The sequence below is a fragment of the Thiorhodovibrio winogradskyi genome (assembly GCF_036208045.1).
In the GTDB taxonomy this organism is placed as follows: domain Bacteria; phylum Pseudomonadota; class Gammaproteobacteria; order Chromatiales; family Chromatiaceae; genus Thiorhodovibrio; species Thiorhodovibrio winogradskyi.
The window spans coordinates 453,408-471,578 of record NZ_CP121472.1 but is presented as its reverse complement, the minus strand read 5'-3'; the positions used below and the strand labels follow the sequence as shown (position 1 = coordinate 471,578).

Genomic DNA, 18,171 nt, shown 5'->3' with positions numbered 1-18,171 from the left:
AAGGAGGTCCGGCAATGGCTAACTACAAGTATATCGCCCTTAACCGCTCCGCCATGGAGTCTTGACCCATGGCCACTATCACCGAACGCACAGACGGCACCGGCGCGAGAACCTATCGTGTCGAAGTCCGACTCAAAGGGCATCCGAGACAGAGCGCCACTTTCACCAGAAAGACCGACGCCAAAAAGTGGGCTCAGCAAAACGAAGCCGCGATTCGCGAAGGACGCCATTTCAAAACGATCAAGTCTCGGCGACACACGCTTGCGGATCTGATTGATCGCTACATCCGAGATGTCTTGCCGCGCCCTCCTCGCAAATCGAAGCGCCCTCGCAGCTCGCGCAGCATCTCCATCATCACGTCTCAGCTTCAGTGGTGGCGTGACGAGTTGGGCGCCTACATCCTCGCGGACGTGACTCCCGCCAAGATCGTCGAGGCTCGAGATAAGCTGTCCCGCACGGTCAAGCGAGACGGAACGCCCATGTCACCCTCGACCGTCGTCCGTTACATGGCACCCCTTTCCCATGCCTTTGGTGTCGCAGTCCGCGAATGGGGATGGATCGACGACTCCCCAATGCGAAAGGTGGAGCGCCCCGCAGAACCCGATGGGCGCGTCCGTTTCCTATCTGACGACGAGCGCGAATCATTGTTGGGCGCTTGCCGGGGTTCCCGCAACCCATGGTTGTACTTGGCCGTCTTATTGGCGCTATCGACTGGAATGCGAAAAAGCGAACTCACCGGTCTGCGCTGGCCGGATGTGGATTTCAAAAACGCCAGAATCACTCTACGAGAAACAAAGAACGGCGAAATTCGCGTGGTCCCCCTGACCGGCCAAGCACTCGCCCTGCTCAAAGATCATGCCAAGATCAAGCGACTGGACACCGACCTAGTTTTTCCAGGGCAGGCGCGCCCACCAAAACCTGTGCAGCCCATGGACTTTCGCGCGGCATGGGATGCGGCACTAAAGCGCGCCGAAATTCAGGATTTTCATTTTCACGACCTACGTCATACGACCGCTTCCTACCTTGCGATGAATGGCGCGAGTCTCGCCGAAATCGCTGAGGTACTCGGGCACAAGACCCTCGCCATGGTGAAACGCTACGCGCATCTAAGCGAAGCGCACACAGCCAGCGTAGTAGAGAGAATGAACGCGCGTTATCTTGCGGAGGACTAATCCAGTGACAACGCTCGAAACAGCCCGCGTGCGCGAGCAACTGCGCTCGATCCAGTTCATCTGGTTTTTCCGGACTTTGGAGATAACATTAGCCAAACTGGTGAAAGACAGCCTGTCCCTTCCAGACTCAACGGAAGTGATCCGCAAGCACCTATAGCATTGGGTCAGTGGGTCATGGGTTGGGTACTTCGGCTTGACCCATGGCTCATTTCTAAATTCACACCACCGCAAGCCGCAACGGGCGGCGAGCACGGATTAAGTGGTGTGAAAAATGACAGCATTAAGCGACAAATCGACTCGCCTAATCCCCATCACCGCATGGAACGAGCACCATCCTTGGCCACCGACTGGAGGGATGCGCCACCTACGCTTTCATTGCGAGCGCAACGGATTCGCCACCGCTTTCAAAAAAGTTGGCGCGCGCGTCTTGGTGGATGAAGCGGAGTTTTTCCGCTGTGTTGAGCGCACGAATAGCCAAACGGCAGGGGTGCGCCCATGAACGGCTACGAGATCATTCGCACCACCGCCACAGAGGCCGGCTGTCGCGTGACTGACCTGCTGGCTATGAGCAACCGGCGCGATCCATTTTACTGCGGACAACCCGCACAAAAGCGCGACGCGGAATGGTTCGCTGACCTGCGCGCGGCGCTAGGCATCGGCGCGAACGTTCATCTGCGGCGCATTCACTATCAGCTTGTCTCGCAAGCCGAACCGCCCATCAAGCCCAATGGCGAGCCCTACCGCAACACCGACAAGGACTGGAAATGGTTCTGTGAATCGGTTGTTGCGGCGCGAACCTTGGGGCTGGTGGACGTCCAAGACTTTGTGGATCGACGCAACCCTGACCCGCTGATCTTGCGCGGCGACTATGAAGCGGAACCGCTCGCGTTCACCATCAGCGCGCCCGACCTCTGGTTTTACACCATCGACTCCGAACTTGAAGAGCCAAGGCTGATCCTTCCCGGCATCGAAGTCAAAGGCTATGCCTATGACGATGGCGATCAACCCTATCTGCTGGAAGTCTGGACAGAGAAAACCACCATGAACGATGTTCTGGCGCCACTCTGCCAGCGTTACCGCGCGAACCTGGTCACGGCGGCTGGTTTCCAAAGCATCACGGCTGCGGTCAATCTGATCGGCCGCGCCCAAGCTACCGGCAAACCGGCGCGTGTGTTCTATATCAGCGACTTCGATCCGGCCGGCGACAAGATGCCCATTGCCGTTGCCCGCCAGACCGAATACTGGATTCGCCAGTATGGTCTGGACACCGACATCACCCTGACCCCGATTGCCCTTACGGCTGAGCAAGTCACGGACTATCAGTTGCCGAGAATCCCCATCAAGGAGTCGGACAACCGGCGCCATAAGTTTGAGGCTCGCTATGGTGCTGGAGCGGTTGAATTGGACGCATTGGAGGCGATCTACCCCGGCGAACTTGGACGCCTGGTGAATGAAGCGCTCGCGCCCTATTGGGATGATCGGCTAGAAACCCGCATGGAACGCCAGCGCGCCGAGGTGCGAAATACCATCTCCCGAGAATGGAATGCGCACATTGACGACCTGAGCGACCTGGTTGAAGAGATCGAGTCGGACATCGGCGGAGTCTATGACCAATTCGCCGATGAACTGGCCGATCTGGCGAACCGCCTGAACGATGCCATTGGCCCCGCCCGCGCGACGCTGGATGACATCGAAGTCGAACTCGACCGCCGGCGCGAGACCTTCACCGCTGAACTGCCCGAGCGCATTGAGTCCGACTTGGAGCCACCGGACGAAAGCGCCTGGATGTTTTCATCGTTGCGCGGCTACATGGATCAACTGCGGCACTATCGCAAGGAGGCGGCATGAACGAGACACTGGAACTCACGGCTAATCGTGGTCGATCCCGCCATTCAACAGCGGATCGAGATCGACGCCAATCTGGTTGGCGACTATGCCGAGACGATAGCGAACTGGCAAAGCACCTCCCCACTAACGGTCTATCGCGATCAGGATGGCGTTTGCTGGCTAGCCGATGGTTTTCACCGCCATGCAGCGGCTACCAAGGCCGGTCTGGATTGTGTCACTGTGGAGGTGCGCCAAGGCGACAAGCGCGACGCCATCCGCCACTCACTAAGCGCAAATGCCCGCCATGGAGCAAGACGCGGCGCGGCTGATCTTTTGAAAGCCTATCAAACCGCTGTCGCCATGCAGTTTTGCGCGCCCGATGATGCCCGCGTGGTTGCCGAGCTGTTGTGCTGTTCTGAGCGGCACGCGCGCGACCTAACCGCCACCGCCCGGAACCAAGCCAAGGAGCGCCAGCGCGAGACCATTCTCAATCTTGTGAGCACCGGCTTGTCGCAACGGGAGGTCGCGAACCAATTGGGTATCTCGGTCGGACTGGTCAATGCCACCGTTCAGAAACGGAACACTGCCAAAACTGAACGCATCGTTGCAGACATCGCACCGACTAGCGCCAAGTCGGACGCCGGCGCGGCTGATCCCCAGCGCGATCATCTGAGCGACTGGCAACGCGGGTTACTGCGGCGACTTGACGGCCAAGCGATGCTCAATGGTCGCGCCCCCGTCGCTGCGGCGCTGCAATCCTGGTTGGCGGAGGTGGCGCCATGATGCAACTGTCACGCTCCAAAGGCCCCGCGTCCAACACCGCCTTGGAGCCGTGGGCGGTCGATTTCGCGGAGCTGGCGGCGACCTTTCAGCGCACTCCGCGCATTGGGCGCAAGGATGGGAGCTATTTCGTGCGCGGCCCCTTTGCCGAGGGGTATCCCTCGCGAGCCGATGCCCATATCACCGAGGCGGCGCTGTTGATCCTCGACGGCGACAAGACGGTTGATCCTGACAGCGGCGAGATCAGCGAAGGCGCTCCGCATCCGATGCTGGTGCATGAAGCCCTGAAGGCGCTGGACATTCCGCATCTGATCTATTCGAGCTGGAGTCACGGTCAACCCGGCAAGGGCAACAAGTTTCGGGCGCTGATCCCGGCGGCGATCCCGGATGGCAAAACTCTTTCCGCCTGCATCGAATGGACATTAGATCGGCTGCACGCGGATGGCATCTGGTTGGCGGACGTGAAGGAGAATCACGCCTGGAGTCAGGCTTGGTATTTTCCGCGCAAGGCCAACGCGGAGGCGGAAACTCTGGTCTATGTCCATGACACCGAGGAGGTGTTCGACGTGGGCGCCTGCATCGCCTGGAAGGCGGCGCAAGACCCAGTGACACCGCAAGCGCTGGAGGCGGCGGCGCTGGCCAGCCCACCGCGCGGCGCGGGCGGCGGTCTGTTCGGCCAGTACAACGCCAAGCATGGCAACCCCAACGCCATGCTGGCGGTGCTGGTGCGCAAGGGGTATCAGTCACACGGCCAGCGTGGCACGCTCAATGGGGAGCCGGTCTATCGGTTGCTGGCGCCTGGATCGACATCAAACGCACCTGGCGTGGCGCTCTACAAGGCCCGCGATGGGCGCTGGCTGGTGGCCAGTCATCACGGCGAGCATGATCCGCTGAGTCAGTCCCCGAGCAACGATGCGTTCGACCTGTTTCGCCTGTTCGAGCACGATGGCGACCAAGCGGCGGCGCTCAACGCCTGGCGCGCGATCCTCGATCCCAGGCCCGTGATTCGCATCACCGGCGGCGCGCTGCCGCGCAACATCAAGGCGGCGGCGAAGGCCCTGGCGGCAAGCCTTCCGCCAGCGGTCTATCAGCGCGGGCAAACGCTCTGCCGCGTGGCGCATCTGCAAGAGACCGGCGAGATTCAAGGCTGCACCATCCCCAGGGGCACGGCCATTATCGTCACCCTGCAACGCCCTGGTTTGATGGTCGAGTTGGGCACGGCGGCCAAGTGGGAGCGCAAGAACGATGTTGGCGAATGGTATGAGGTCGATCCTTGCGCCAAGGTCACGGCGGCCATGCTGGAGGCGGTCGGGCAGTGGGGCAAGATTCCAAGCCTGCTCGGGATCAGTGAGGCGCCGATTCTGCGCACGGATGGCACCCTGCACGCCCAAGCCGGTTATGACCCGGCGACTCGGCTCTATGTCGAGGGGCGCTTTCCGGCGCTGCAACTCCCGGATCGCGTCACCCTCGACGATGCCCAGCGGGCGGCGGCGGTACTGTTGTCGCCTTTCCTGGAGTTTCCCTTCATCGAAAGCCGCTTGGATCATGCGGTTCTGCTCGGCTATCTGTTCACCCTGGCCTTGCGGCCCCAACTCCAAACGGCCCCGCTGTTCTGTGTCTCCGCCACCACCCCAGGCACCGGCAAAGGCTTATTGATCGAGGCGGCGAATCTGCTGGTGCGCGGGCGCGATGCGGCGCTGATGCCAGCGATCCAAGGCACCAGCGCGGAGGAGGAGACAAGGAAACGCATCACCGCCTTGTTGCTGCAAGGGGTTTCGAGCATCAATCTCGATAACTGGACAAGGCCCATCGGCGGCGAGGCGATGAATGCGCTCCTCACCACTGGCGAATGGTCGGATCGGATCTTGGGGCGGAGCGAAACGGTATCCCTCCCGGCGCGGCTCGCCCTGGCGGCCACCGGCAACAATCTCAGTGTGCGCGGCGACATGACCCGGCGAAGTCTGCTGATTCAACTCGACGCTGGCGTGGAGCGGCCCGAGCTGCGCACCTTCAAGGAGCCGAATCTGGTCGGCACCGTCACCCAGCGGTGCGGCGAGCTGCTGACGGCGCTGTTCACCATCCTGAAAGGCTACCAGCAAGCCGGACGGCCAAGGATCGGGGAGCGGCTGCTGGGGCGCTTCGAGCCTTGGAGCATGGCGGTCGCGGCGCCGATTCGCTGGCTCGGCTATCCCGATCCAACCGACTCCCAGGCCCGCTTGCGCGAGGCCGATCCTGAGGCCGATAAGCTGGAGCTGTTGTTATCGACCTGGTTCGACCTGAACGGCGGCCAGTGGATCACAGCGGCGGAGTTGATTCAAGCGGCGGAACCCGCCAACGATTTCAGCACGGTTCGCACCGACAAGCGCGATGCGCTCCGCGAAGCCCTGCTGGACATCGCCAACGATGGGCGCGGGCGGATCAACCGCAAGGCGCTCGGCTGGTATCTGCGCCATTTTGAGGGGCGGATCGCGGGCGGGTTGCGGCTGGTGAAAAAACAGCGGCCCGGAAACACAAAGGTCGCCCATCAATACCGCGTCGCGGAGGTCGCGGATTCATCTATCGCGGCCACTGGCACTGATGATGGTTGAGTGGTGAAGATAGGGTTTTTAGGGAAAATAGGGTTTTTTACCCTCAGGGAAAATTCTGGGGCAAGGAGCGGATTTCTCTCTATCACCAACTTGGCGAAATCGTGAAATCCCCTTGTTGCGGTCATTTTTTCTCTGGGGTCAAGAAACCCTAAAATCCCTAAAATCCCTAAAAACCCTATTGAGGGATACGCCAGCAACAGCAGCAAGACCGGCAATCACCGTTACCATTCCCGCAACCGTCACGCGATTGTTGTATTTTTCCCAACACCCGCAAAACGTTACCCCCAGCGTTACCCCCGAGCAGTTTTTCCCGCTTTCAGGAAATAAGAATCCATGCGGTTACTGACTTTGCGGGAATGGTCGCCACTGACTACCAGTCACTTGCTTTACTGTAACAGTCACAAATAACGCTTGACAATTCCCGAAACCGTTACAACAATCGAGTCTCGATTTACTGTAACAGTTTCGGAAAATGAGCGAAGCCAACAAGACAACAAAAAAACGCGGACGCCCACCCAGCGGCAAGGCCAAGAGCGCGGCCCAGCGGATGGCGACAAGCCGGTTGCGCGCGCTGGAGGCCCTGAACGCGAGCTCTGAGCCCGATCTGTCGGGAGTCTCGATTGCCGGTCTGCTGGAGTGCTGTCGCGTCGCCATGCGCGATGGGTCACCTTGGCAAATGACCGACCCGGTTGCCGAGCTGTTTCGTCGCGCAAACGAGCGCACCCGCCACAAGGTGGCCGTGAGTTTTTGCGGGATCGAGCCTGAACATACCGCAACGGTTGCGGAAAACAGCGAAGCCCAGGCTGAACCAATTCCCGTAACAGTTGCAGATAATAATGCCACTGATTCAACGGATAAAACCGCAACGGTTGCGGAAAATGGCGAAGTTCAAGCCGAGCAAGTTATCGAAACAGTTGCGGAAAATAAGCCGAACGATTCGGCGAATAATGCCGCAACTGTTGCGAAAAAAAAGCTCGGTTATCCGGTCGAGATCAAACGCATGGCGGTCGAGATGTTCGACGCTGGCGCCGATACTCGCGAGATTCGCCAAGCGATCCTCGATCAACTCGGACGCGCACCCAGGATGGACAACATCAAGCGCCAGATTGACGAACAATGGCGCAAAGCCCTGGCCAAAGCGGAGGCGGCATCATGAGCAAGCGCAAGACACCCGATCTGATCAAGGGCACCGCCACCCACCGGCGCACCGAACAGGATTATCTGTCTGCGCTGCTCGATAGCGTCACCCTGGACGATTGGCGCGACGTGGTGACCAACACCCTGCAAGCGGCCAAGGATGGCGACCCCCAGGCCCGCGCCTGGTTGGCGCAATATCTCATGGGCAAGCCCGAGACCAAGGCCCCGACACCTTTGACCGTGGTCGTTAATCAGTTGAGCGGCGGCGATGCCCTGGTCGATAAGCTGGCGCAACCGCACCTAAACCGCGTGCGCTACCCCTCATTGCATCAAGATGACGATTTCGAGGATGGCGTCAAGGCGCTGGTGGCGGAGGAATTAGCGCACAAGATTGCTCAAACAGGCTGATGATTTCGCATGGCTGCACCCGGCAAAGGCTATGACATCACCGCAACCTATCGGTCGCTGGACGTGCGCGACCTGCACCGGCGCGGGATGCTCGATCCTGGCTTGTCCTATGGCTGGCAGTGGTCGCGCGATGGGCGCGTCCTGGCATCGGTCGGGATCGCCACCGAACAAGACCGGCTGACGCTGAACTATTCCCATCACCCGCATGGCGGCGAGCCGGTCAATTATTCCTATCCGGTCTGGTTGGAGCGAACGCCCTGCACCTATGGCGGTTCGCGGCCCTGGTTTGCCTGCCCAGACTGCGGGCGGCGCGTGGCGCTGATCTATCTCGGTCGGCATGGTCGGTTCGCCTGTCGGCACTGTCTGCGTCTGAACTACCAATGCCAGCGCGAAAGCGACTCGGATCGCCTGCTCCGGCGCGCGGAGTCGATCCGGCAGCGGCTTGGTTGGCCCCCAGGAATCGCCAACGCGCAAACAGGCAAGCCGAAAGGCATGACCTGGAAGCGATACGAACGGATGGTGGTCCAGCACGACCATCTGGCCAACGCGGCCATGGGGGCGATGGTCGATTCCTTGCATCGGCAGTATTGTCGAGCCATGGTGCGCGCTTGAAACCCCTCAGGTTCCAAAAGCTCAGGTTTTGGCGCTTTTTGGTCGCTTCTTCCCGGGTTTCCTCGGCCCAAACCGAGTCTGTTCTCCGATACCAAGCAGAGCCTCAATCTGTCCAGCGCTGCGGAGGATGGCGTCCAAATCCATCTTCTCGACTGACGTGTGCTCGCGCACATAGTCGGCAAGATACTGCTCGGACTGCGAGCTGATGCCGTTGCGGCGGCATACCAAGTAGGAGACCGCTTCGGCTTCAAGCTCTTGCTGGTTGTGCTTGGCCTGACTTCGATCCGGAATCTTCAGGTAGGTGTCGGCGCCGAGATGTCCAAGATAGAGGTGCGCGAGTTCATGGGCGAGTGTGGCGAACTGCACGTTTGGATCATGGTTTGCGTTGACCCTCACCCGATAGTCTGGTTTTTCCTTATCGGATTTGGATCGGCGGACCGCCTGCATCGGCTGCTCGGTAGCGGGCTGCACGAAACCGGCTAGCCCGTCGCCATAAGCGATGAAGCGGACATCGATGCCCCGGTTGCCGAGGCGTTTGGCGAAGCGCGTCATGTGCTGGCTGTCGATCTTGCCGCTGGCGGAAAAGGCATTGGCCACGGCTGCCGGCAAGGGCGGGCCTTCGGTGTCGGCGATGTCATAGACCAGCGCGACGGGGCCGAACGGCCAGAGAATGATCAGCGGGCAGGCGCCTTCCTTGATGCTGCGCCCGTGGCGTTCAGCCCAGTCATAGGCCGAGGCGGCAAAGCGCAGTCCGGGCCGTTGCAGATGGAGCAAGAACGCATTGAATGGCGCGAAATTGCGCAGCTTGACCGCAAAATCCAACAGTTCCTTGAAAGCATCCGATTTGTGGTAGGAGCGGCTCTTCTCCAGTAGCTCACCGAGCAGCGACTGGGCAATTTCCTGCTCGGGGACTTCAACAGTTTCCGGCGAATCTGCCATGGCCATGTCCTCATGCTGGCGATTTGAGGGTATCCCGGATCTTGGGGCCTGCCCGCGATGGCGTCAGCCGCTTGTCCTCCGATCCCCCAGACCCGGTACAATCCGGTTCCCAATGAGTATCCATCGACATTGACTTCGAGAGGAAGACAGCATGGCGCGGCGGGGCAAAAATGATCCGGAAATCAGCGATGACCCCAAGGGTGCTGGCGAGGGGAGGTTTGATCTGCCTGGTTTTGATGTCGAGGACTACCGTTATTCGGACAAGCGCAAGAATACACCGCCCGCCAAGATCGCGGCGGATGGCCGGGTACCCAAGCTCGATCCGATTCAGTATGCCTACAGCCCAAGGCGCGATCCGCGCTTGCGGTTCGACGCGACGGGCGGCGCGGATCGACTGCCCGAGTTGTTGGATATCGCCCGTCAGCGCGCGCTGACCAAGGCGGAGGCGGGTCTCCTGGCGGACGCATTGCGCCACCACGAACCCTGGCTGGAATGGGCTGGAAAGCGCGAGGCCAAGGGCTTCACGGTCGATCCGGTTGCGCTGCACATGCACGAGCGCATTTCGGCTCAGGCGATCATTAAGGTCGCCGCGCGGCAGGATGTGACCCGCGATCTGTTTGCCGACCCGCAGCAGGATTACCGCGAGGCGGTGCAGTTCTATCAGCACGACATCGACTGGACCAACCGGCTGATCCTGGGCGATTCGCTCCAGGTGATGGCATCGCTCGCCCATCGCGAGGATCTGGCTGGCAAGGTGCAGATGATCTATATCGATCCGCCGTATGGGATCAAGTTTGGGTCGAATTTTCAGCCGGAGGTAGGCAATCGAGACGTAAAAGACAAGGAAGATAACATGATTCGCGAACCAGAAATGGTTCGAGCTTACCGCGATACATGGCATTTGGGCGTACATTCTTACTTGGCATATCTTTATCAACGATTATTGATTGCTCACGATCTGCTTTCTGAATCTGGAAGCATTTTTGTGCAAATTTCGGATGAAAATCTTCACTCTGTACGTCAGATAATGAACGAGGTGTTCGGTAGCATCAATTACTTGAATATAATTCCTTTCTCAAAGACCAGCGGCGTGACCACTGCTTTTCTTGCAAGCAATGTTGACTTTCTAATTTGGTATGCAAAAGACAGATATAAAGCAGATTATTATCAGTTATTTAGCGATAAAGAATCTGTTGGCGGAGGCGCTGGCACATATTCCTGGTTAGATTCGCCGTCAGCCCCTCGTCGCGGAATGAGTGCTGCCGAAAAGAGAAGCGAAGTGAAGCTACCGTCTGATGCAAAGCGTTACAAACCGGACAACATTACAAGCCAAGGCAATCCGATCACGAAATTTTCCTTCCAAGGAAAACTTTATGCGCAGGCATGGAAAACTGACAAGGAAGGTGTTGGCCTGAAGCGACTCGGAATGGCCGGGCGTCTACATGTCGCCCGAAATTCTCTACAGTACGTTCGTTTCTTGACTGATTTTCCTTGCATCCCAGTAACTCAACTTTGGGATGACACTCAAACCGGCAGCTTTACCGAAGATAAGGCTTATGTGGTTCAAACGGCCGCGAAAGTTATCGAGCGCTGCCTTCTGATGACTACCAAACCAGGCGATCTTATCCTCGATCCCACCTGCGGCTCCGGTACGACCGCCCATGTCGCCGAACAATGGGGCCGGCGCTGGATCACCATCGACACCAGCCGCGTCGCTGTCGCCATCGCGCGGCAACGTCTGCTGACCGCGAAGTTCGATTTCTATGAAGTCAAGGGCAGGGAGAGCGACGACCGCGAGACGGCCTCGCCCGAACCCTTGGGCACCGACCCGCACCCCGGCTTCATCTACAAAACCGTCCCCCACATCACGCTCAAAAGCATCGCCCAGAACACCCATCTCGACCCGATCTTTGCCCAGCACGAACCCATCCTGGACGCCCGGCTCGCCGACTGCAACGCGGCCCTAGCCGGCGTCTCAGCCGAGACCCGCGCCGCGCTCCAGGCCAAGCTGGCATTCAAGCAAAAGAAAGAGGGCAAGCGCGCCATCACCGACGCGGATCGACGCCGCTGGCTGCTGCCGCCCGCCAACCGAGACCCCAAGGTCACGCTCACCGTCAATGCCCAGTTCCCCGGTTGGTATCACTGGGAAGTCCCCTTCGACACCGACCCTGACTATCCACACGCACTGAGCGAGGCGATCACCGCCTATCGCGCCGCTTGGCGCGCCAAGATGGATGCGGTCAACGCCTGCATCGCCGCCAATGCGACCTCCGAGGAACTGGTCGATCAGCCCCAGATCCGGCGCGGCGTGGTGCGGGTCTCCGGCCCCTTCACGGTCGAAGCAGTCCAGCCGCCCGAGGTGTCGTTGGCGGATGATTCCACCACCAGTCCGGCCGGTCTATTCGCTGGCGAGCCTGATGCGTTGCCGGATACCTTCGGCGACTCCACCGCCACCACCGCGCAAGGCGAAGTCGCGACCAGCAACGCGGCGGCCTATCTGGATCGGATGCTGCACCTACTGCGCCTGGATGGCGTGCGCTTCCCTGACAACCGCGAACAGCGCTTCTCGCGGCTGGAGTCGCTGGCGGGGCAAGGCAACCCGCTTCATGCCGAGGGTCGCTGGACGCCCGCCGGACAGACCGACCCCGATCCGGATGGCGCGGCCACCGTCGGCGTGGTGTTCGGCCCGCAATACGGATCGGTCTCCGCCAAGATGGTCGAGGAGGTCATCCGCCCGGCCGGGCGGGTCTATGACGATCTGGTTATCGCTGCTTTCTCCTTCGACGGCCCAGCCCAGGCGGCCATTGAGGAAGGACATCCGCGCCTGCGCATTCACATGGCTCATATTCGCCCGGACGTGAATCCGGCCATGGATGGGTTGCTGAAAGAACAGCCCGGCGCGCAACTGTTCTCGGTCTTCGGTCAACCCCGCACCCGCCTGGACGGCCCGGACGACCAGGGCCAATACCGTGTCGTCATGGAGGGTGTGGACATCTACAACCCCGTCACCAACGAAATCACCCCCAGCCGGGGCGACAAGGTCGCGGCCTGGTTCCTGGATGGCGACTATGACGGGCGCACCTTTTGTATCACTCAAGCCTTCTTTCCCGACCGCACGGCTTGGGACAAGCTGGCGCGCGCGCTGAAAACCCTGGTTGATGGCGAGCGCTTCGCGGCCCTATCTGGCACGAAATCCTTGCCGTTCCCACCCGGAAAGCATCAGCACGTGGCGGTCAAGGTGATCGACCCGCGCGGGAATGAGGTGATGCAGGTGCATGGATTGCTGCCATGACAGCAACGCTGATTCAAAAAAGGCGCTTCTATCTTGATCCCGAGCGCTTTGTCGATGTCGCGATCTGGCGACTTCCCCAGCCGCTTCCCGGAAGCACGCATCGCTTCAAGTACCGCTTGGCGCTGGTCGTCAATGGAACCTGCGTCCTGCGCTTCGACAACGAGGCGAACAAGGGGGATCACAAACATCTTGGCGAACGGGAATTCCCCTATGCTTTTATCGATCTTGACCAACTGATCGACGATTTTTGGACCGACGTTCGCTCCTTTGAGGGAAACCGAAATGACGACGCTGAGAATTGATGTTGCCGGGTTCGACGCGGTCAAGGCCAGCATGCAATCGGCTTTTCGCGGAGAACCGCAAGGCTGCGCCTATACCTTCCCGGACGAGGGGACATTGCTATCGACCCTGACTCCGCCTCGCTGGGCCATCGTCAGGGCGTTGACCGGTGCCGGCCCGCTGGAGCCGCGCGAGCTAGCCCGCCGTCTGCACAGCGATGCCGATACCGTCCAGGCCGATGCGCGGGCGTTGGTGAACTGCGGTCTCATCGACAGAACCGCCGAGGGCCAATTGCATCTGCCCTACGATGAGGTGCGTCTGGAATTGGTCGCAAAGGCGGCATGACCGCATCCATGTCCCAAGCCGAGATTCCACTCCAGCCGGTTGACAGGCCGGTGATCTGCAATCCGTATCTGGAGCCTGACGCCCATTGGGAGTATGAGCGAACCACCGGTGCGGCTCTCAAGACGCTGGCGCGGCGCCCGGCTGGCTATTGGTACAAGACCGACCGCGCCGGCTCGGCGATCACTCAGGGCGACATGTTCGGTGACGAGCAACATGACGATCTGCCATTGGTCAACCGGCTGCGCGATGATGTGCGCCGCTGGCGCGAGGCCGACTACCGGGGCGCCTCGAACGTCACCCGTGCGCTGCTCGCCCATTGGGCACGCGCGGATGCACCCCGGCGACTGTTTTTCTGCCAGCGTGAAGCGGTCGAAACCCTGATTTATCTGGTCGAACTGCGCCTGCCGCGCCGTTCCTCGCGCACCGGATTTCGCAACTTCTCGGTTTCGGATGAGGACATTCGCCGCCTGCTGGCCGGGGAGAAGCCGACCTTCGACGCGGGCACGGCAGATTTCCATCCCACCCTGTGCGATCAGCCCGCCAATCCGGATCTGCGGCCATTGACGCGACTGGCGTGCAAGATGGCGACTGGTTCCGGCAAAACCGTCGTCATGGCCATGTTGATCGCCTGGGCCTTCTGCAATCGCGGCACGCATCGTGCCAGCCGCGAGTATCCCAACGCAGTGCTGGTCTGTTGCCCCAATCTGACTGTCAAGGAGCGCTTGCAAGTATTGCGCCCCGACATTGAGGGCAATTACTACACTGTCTTCGATCTGGTGCCGATGAAGTACCGTCCCTTGCTGCAAACTGGCAAGGTGATGGTCATGAATTGGCATGGCTTCGCGCCCGAATCCGCGCACAAGGAGGGTGACAAGACTTGGGCGGTGGTCGATAAGGGACCGGAGACCCGGGAGGTTTTCGCCGAGCGCATTCTGAAGGATCTGACCGACCGAATGCCGATTTTGGTGCTGAATGACGAGGGGCACCATTGCTGGCGTCCGGATCAACAAACCCTGTCACTGGCCAATGAGTTGCCCTCGCAATTAGGCGACATGATCCGCGAGGCGACGGTGTGGGTTGAAGGACTGGACAAGCTCAATAATGCCTTGGGGCACGGCGAGCGAGGGATCGCCTGGTGCGTGGATCTGTCAGCCACGCCCTTTTATCTCCAAGGCAGCGGGCACCCGGAGGGCCGACCCTTTCCCTGGATCGTGAGTGATTTTGGTCTGGTCGATGCCATCGAAAGCGGTCTGGTGAAAATCCCGCGCCTGCCGGTGCAGGACACCACAGGGCGACCAGACCCCTATTACTTCCGGCTCTGGGAGGGGCTACGCGGGCGCTTGCAGCCGGCCGAATTTCTCCCTGGGCGCGCAAAGAAACCCAAGCCCGAGGTGGTTTATCGCGAGGCGCAGGGCGCGCTGGTGCAGATGGCGGGTCAGTGGGTGGAGCGGTTTCGCCAGATGCAGGCGGCGACGCCAGGACAGGAGCAGGCGCCACCCGTGCTGATTCTGGTCTGCGATAACACCGACATCGCCGAGGTGTTCTATCGCAAGATCAGCGGCGAGGAGCAGGTCGAGCAAGTCACCCAGGCCGATGTCGAGGCGGTCGCGGCCGGCGACAGCCAAGCGGACGGTTCTCAGGCAAGCCCGCGCAAACGGCGCAAGAAAGCCAAGCCGAAGTCGATCACGGTTTATGGCAAAGGAGAAATCTACCCGGAATTCTTCTCCAACACCGCCGAGGTCAAGCATACGATTCGGATCGACTCCAAGCTCTTGGCGGAAGCCGAGTCCGAAGACCCCGCCAAGCGCCGCAGCGATGCGGCGGAAGCCTTGCGGCGCGTGGTCGCGACCGTGGGGAAGGTGGGCGAACCCGGCGAGCATGTGCGCTGTGTGGTTTCAGTGTCGATGCTCACCGAGGGCTGGGACGCCAACAATGTCACTCAGATTCTCGGATTGCGCGCCTTCGGTAGCCAACTGCTGTGCGAACAGGTCGTGGGGCGTGGTCTGCGACGGATGGACTATACCCCAGATCCCGAGACCGGACTGCTGACCGAGGAATATGTCGATGTCTATGGGATTCCGTTCTCAGTCATCCCCTACAAAGGACGCGAGACCGGCGGCGGACCACCGCCGGAGGATGAGACAAAAAACCATGTCAAGGCCGATCCGACCCGTGCGGCTTGGGAGATGCGTTTTCCGGTCGTCGAGGGCTATGCCTTCGCTTTGATCAAGAATCAGATTCGCTGTGACATCGACGCCATGGAGGGGCTACAGATTGAACCCAATCAGGAGCCGACGGCCACCTTCGTGCGCGCGGCGGTCGGTTATCAGGTCGGCCCGGCGTCAAAATCGAGCGCCCAATTCGGTTTTCAGGAACAAAATCGCGACGACTATTATGCCCAGACCCACTTGCAAACCATTCAGTTTGAGATAGCGCGCATGATCGTGCGCGATCTGGAGCAGGGCGTCGGTGGGGCGGATGACCGCGAGCGACGGGTGTTGCAGCTCAAGTCGCGCCATCAGCTTTTCCCGCAGGTCTATCGCTTTGTTCAAGCCTATACCGCCCGCAAAGTCGATTTCAAAGGACTGTCAGGACAGAGCCGCTGCGAGCTGGGGCTGCAAAAGTATGTGGAACGCATCGTCGAGCGCGTCCGCGACGCCATCGTGCCAGACGACAGCGCGGGCGAAGCACCCTTGCTGCCGCTGTTGAATCGCTACCAGCCGATGGGAACCACGGCTGATGTCAACTTCAAGACCACGCGGCCGGTTCATGCCACCCAGTACAGCCACATCGATCAGGTGGTGCTCGATACCGAAAAATGGGAAGCGACCGTCGCCTTCCGGCTGGAGCAGTGCGTCAGCCAAGACACCGTGCGCTGCTACGCGCGCAACGACAACTTGGGACTCGTCATCCCCTATGAGTACATGGGGATTGCGCACAACTATGGGCCGGACTTTCTGGTGCGGCTCAACCTGGAAGACGTGAATTTCACGCTCTTGTTGGAGGTCAAAGGCTTCGAGGACGACAAGACCAAGGCCAAGCATGGCGCGGCCAAGCGTTGGGTCGCGGCGGTGAACAACTGGGGCAAGCTCGGACGCTGGGACTTTCATGTGTGCCGCGATGCTGATCTGCTGAATCGGGAGATTGGGCATCTGTGCAAGGTTGCAAGGCAGGGTGGCCGAGGAATTTCGTGACGATACAGATCGTCGAAGTGCTGCGGCGATCCGAGCAGGGAATGACGCAGCCATTTATCTGCCGAGGCGATGATGGTGAAATCTACTTCGTCAAAGGGATTGGCGCGGGTCGGCGAAGCCAGATTTGCGAATGGATCGCCGGCAAACTGGCGTTGGCCTTCGGCTTGCCGATTGCGCCTTTCCACCTTGTGGATGTCCCTGAAGAATTGAGTGAGGCAGGCGGAGGGTTGACACTTTCAGAATTGGGATCGGGGTTGGCCTTTGGATCACTTCGGCAGGAAGCCATGGAACTGACAATCTCGACAGTCCGCGAGGTTCCCGACGGGATTCAGCAAGATGTGCTGGTTTTCGACTGGTGGATTCACAACGGCGACCGGTTGTTGACTGAACGGGGCGGCAATCCAAACTTATTCTGGAATCCTGCATCACGCGAACTGATCGTCATCGACCACAATCAAGCGTTCGACCCCGACCTCGATGCCGGTGGCGTTAGAGGCCATCATGTCTTTGCCGCTCAGTGGTCCAACATCCTTGGTGATATGCTCAAGCGCCATGACTACAATGCCCGCTTCGCCTCGGTGCTGGCCGATTGGCCCGAGGTCGTCGCCGCAATCCCCGAGGCATGGTTGTTTGCTGACCCCGAAATGACCATCGCTGCGGACTTCGACCTGGATATGGCCTATCAACTCCTCAAGAGACACGAGCGCGACGATTTCTGGACAGCACCATGAACAAGATTGCCTGCCACTATGTAATTATACGATTCGTACCCTTTGTGGAGACAGGCGAATTCGCCAACGCGGGCGTTCTAATGATGGCGCCGAAAGCGCGGTATTTCGACTTCAAGCTCCAATACCGCCGCTGCAAGCGCATAACCGATTTTTTTGACGAGATTGATGGCAAATTCTATCGTGAAGCGATTCGGGCGCTGAGAGAGGAACTAGGGAGAATTCACGGAATCCTTAAAGCCAACGGATTCGACGGCCGCAGAAGCACGGTCGATCTCGACCTGGCACGAGACCTTTTCAACGAACTGATTCGTCCCCGTGAAAGCATCCTGCGCTTCAGCGATCCCGGCATCGTGCTGGCAGACGACCCCAAGGAGAAATTAAAGGAACTTTTCGAGTTTTATGTCGAACGCAGTTTCGTGACACGACACTATCAGGAAACAATCCTCGAAAATGGTCTGCGCAAATGGCTGTACAAGGCGCAACTCGGCGAGCGCTTCCAACGCATCGCCCTCGGTGACGAGGACTATCAAGCGACCTTTCCCTTCGTCGAGCAAATCGGTCAACGGCCAGTCAAGGCCATCAAGCCCCTGCATCTCGCCCAAAATCAGCCAAGCAAGATCATTGAGCATGGCGCCGCTTGGCTGTTTCGTGTCAGCGAGCTGAAACAGCGCGACAGACTCCCCGAGAAAGTGCTGTTCACAGTCAGCGGTCCAGGGAAGAATGACGAACGCCGTCAGCGTGCCTTCGCCGATATTGTGGGGCGCCTGGAAGAGACCGGCGTTGACGTGACGGAATATGCGAACCGCCAGCATATCCTCAACTTTGCCTCCGCCTAATTTCTCCTTGGGCGCCGTGGTGATTTAGCAA

The 18,171-nt window shown here is 59.8% G+C and carries 16 protein-coding genes; 14 read left to right on the top strand and 2 right to left on the bottom strand.

Translation table 11 applies throughout. From position 1 onward, the window contains the following. Positions 1 to 68: 68 nt before the first annotated feature. The 8 genes from Thiowin_RS02355 (at position 69) to Thiowin_RS02320 (ending at position 8,524) form a co-directional block, all read left to right on the top strand. Entirely contained in the window at positions 69 to 1,172 is a 1,104-nt protein-coding gene (locus Thiowin_RS02355) for a tyrosine-type recombinase/integrase (protein ID WP_328986145.1), read from the top strand. Between the two features lie 4 nt (positions 1,173 to 1,176). Then, positions 1,177 to 1,329, top strand: a complete 153-nt coding sequence (locus Thiowin_RS02350; protein ID WP_328986144.1) for a hypothetical protein — start codon at positions 1,177 to 1,179, stop codon at positions 1,327 to 1,329. A 338-nt stretch (positions 1,330 to 1,667) separates the two neighbouring features. Further along, positions 1,668 to 3,020: a hypothetical protein gene (locus tag Thiowin_RS02345; protein ID WP_328986143.1), complete on the top strand. Its 1,353-nt coding sequence runs from the start codon at positions 1,668 to 1,670 to the stop codon at positions 3,018 to 3,020. Positions 3,021 to 3,047: 27 nt separating this feature from the next. After that, positions 3,048 to 3,782, top strand: coding sequence for a ParB N-terminal domain-containing protein (locus Thiowin_RS02340; RefSeq protein WP_328986142.1), 735 nt, complete (start codon positions 3,048 to 3,050; stop codon positions 3,780 to 3,782). Then, a complete protein-coding gene (locus tag Thiowin_RS02335) occupies positions 3,779 to 6,367 on the top strand; it encodes a hypothetical protein (RefSeq protein WP_328986141.1) in 2,589 nt (862 codons plus the stop codon). Before Thiowin_RS02340 ends, Thiowin_RS02335 begins: the two co-directional genes overlap by 4 nt. 472 nt (positions 6,368 to 6,839) lie before the next feature. Next, a complete protein-coding gene (locus Thiowin_RS02330; RefSeq protein WP_328986140.1) occupies positions 6,840 to 7,523 on the top strand; it encodes a hypothetical protein in 684 nt (227 codons plus the stop codon). Next, complete coding sequence (locus Thiowin_RS02325) at positions 7,520 to 7,912, top strand: hypothetical protein (RefSeq protein WP_328986139.1); 393 nt, start codon at positions 7,520 to 7,522, stop codon at positions 7,910 to 7,912. The genes Thiowin_RS02330 and Thiowin_RS02325 overlap by 4 nt, the downstream gene beginning before the upstream one ends. A 9-nt stretch (positions 7,913 to 7,921) precedes the next feature. Beyond that, complete coding sequence (locus Thiowin_RS02320; protein ID WP_328986138.1) at positions 7,922 to 8,524, top strand: hypothetical protein; 603 nt, start codon at positions 7,922 to 7,924, stop codon at positions 8,522 to 8,524. A gap of 21 nt (positions 8,525 to 8,545) precedes the next feature. Here the strand turns inward: Thiowin_RS02320 and Thiowin_RS02315 are convergent, their stop codons facing one another. Next, positions 8,546 to 9,463: an ImmA/IrrE family metallo-endopeptidase gene (locus tag Thiowin_RS02315; protein WP_328986137.1), complete on the bottom strand. Its 918-nt coding sequence runs from the start codon at positions 9,461 to 9,463 to the stop codon at positions 8,546 to 8,548. A gap of 10 nt (positions 9,464 to 9,473) precedes the next feature. Continuing rightward, entirely contained in the window at positions 9,474 to 10,130 is a 657-nt protein-coding gene (locus Thiowin_RS02310; protein WP_328986136.1) for a hypothetical protein, read from the bottom strand. On the opposite strand from Thiowin_RS02310, the gene Thiowin_RS02305 reads away from it, so the two are divergent. Genes Thiowin_RS02305 through Thiowin_RS02280 form a run of 6 tightly spaced genes read left to right on the top strand, consistent with a single transcriptional unit; the run spans position 10,065 to position 18,140 of the window. Further along, entirely contained in the window at positions 10,065 to 12,755 is a 2,691-nt protein-coding gene (locus tag Thiowin_RS02305) for a site-specific DNA-methyltransferase (RefSeq protein WP_328986135.1), read from the top strand. The two genes, Thiowin_RS02310 and Thiowin_RS02305, sit on opposite strands and share 66 nt — an antisense overlap. Then, positions 12,752 to 13,057: a toxin-antitoxin system TumE family protein gene (locus Thiowin_RS02300; protein WP_328986134.1), complete on the top strand. Its 306-nt coding sequence runs from the start codon at positions 12,752 to 12,754 to the stop codon at positions 13,055 to 13,057. The genes Thiowin_RS02305 and Thiowin_RS02300 overlap by 4 nt, the downstream gene beginning before the upstream one ends. Then, positions 13,038 to 13,379 (top strand): HVO_A0114 family putative DNA-binding protein, encoded by a 342-nt coding sequence (locus Thiowin_RS02295; RefSeq protein ID WP_328986133.1) that lies wholly within the window; start codon positions 13,038 to 13,040, stop codon positions 13,377 to 13,379. Before Thiowin_RS02300 ends, Thiowin_RS02295 begins: the two co-directional genes overlap by 20 nt. After that, positions 13,376 to 16,573: a DEAD/DEAH box helicase gene (locus Thiowin_RS02290; RefSeq protein WP_328986132.1), complete on the top strand. Its 3,198-nt coding sequence runs from the start codon at positions 13,376 to 13,378 to the stop codon at positions 16,571 to 16,573. Before Thiowin_RS02295 ends, Thiowin_RS02290 begins: the two co-directional genes overlap by 4 nt. Next, positions 16,570 to 17,304 (top strand): HipA family kinase, encoded by a 735-nt coding sequence (locus Thiowin_RS02285; RefSeq protein ID WP_328986131.1) that lies wholly within the window; start codon positions 16,570 to 16,572, stop codon positions 17,302 to 17,304. The genes Thiowin_RS02290 and Thiowin_RS02285 overlap by 4 nt, the downstream gene beginning before the upstream one ends. Further along, positions 17,301 to 18,140: a DUF3037 domain-containing protein gene (locus tag Thiowin_RS02280; protein ID WP_328986130.1), complete on the top strand. Its 840-nt coding sequence runs from the start codon at positions 17,301 to 17,303 to the stop codon at positions 18,138 to 18,140. The genes Thiowin_RS02285 and Thiowin_RS02280 overlap by 4 nt, the downstream gene beginning before the upstream one ends. Positions 18,141 to 18,171: the final 31 nt, after the last annotated feature.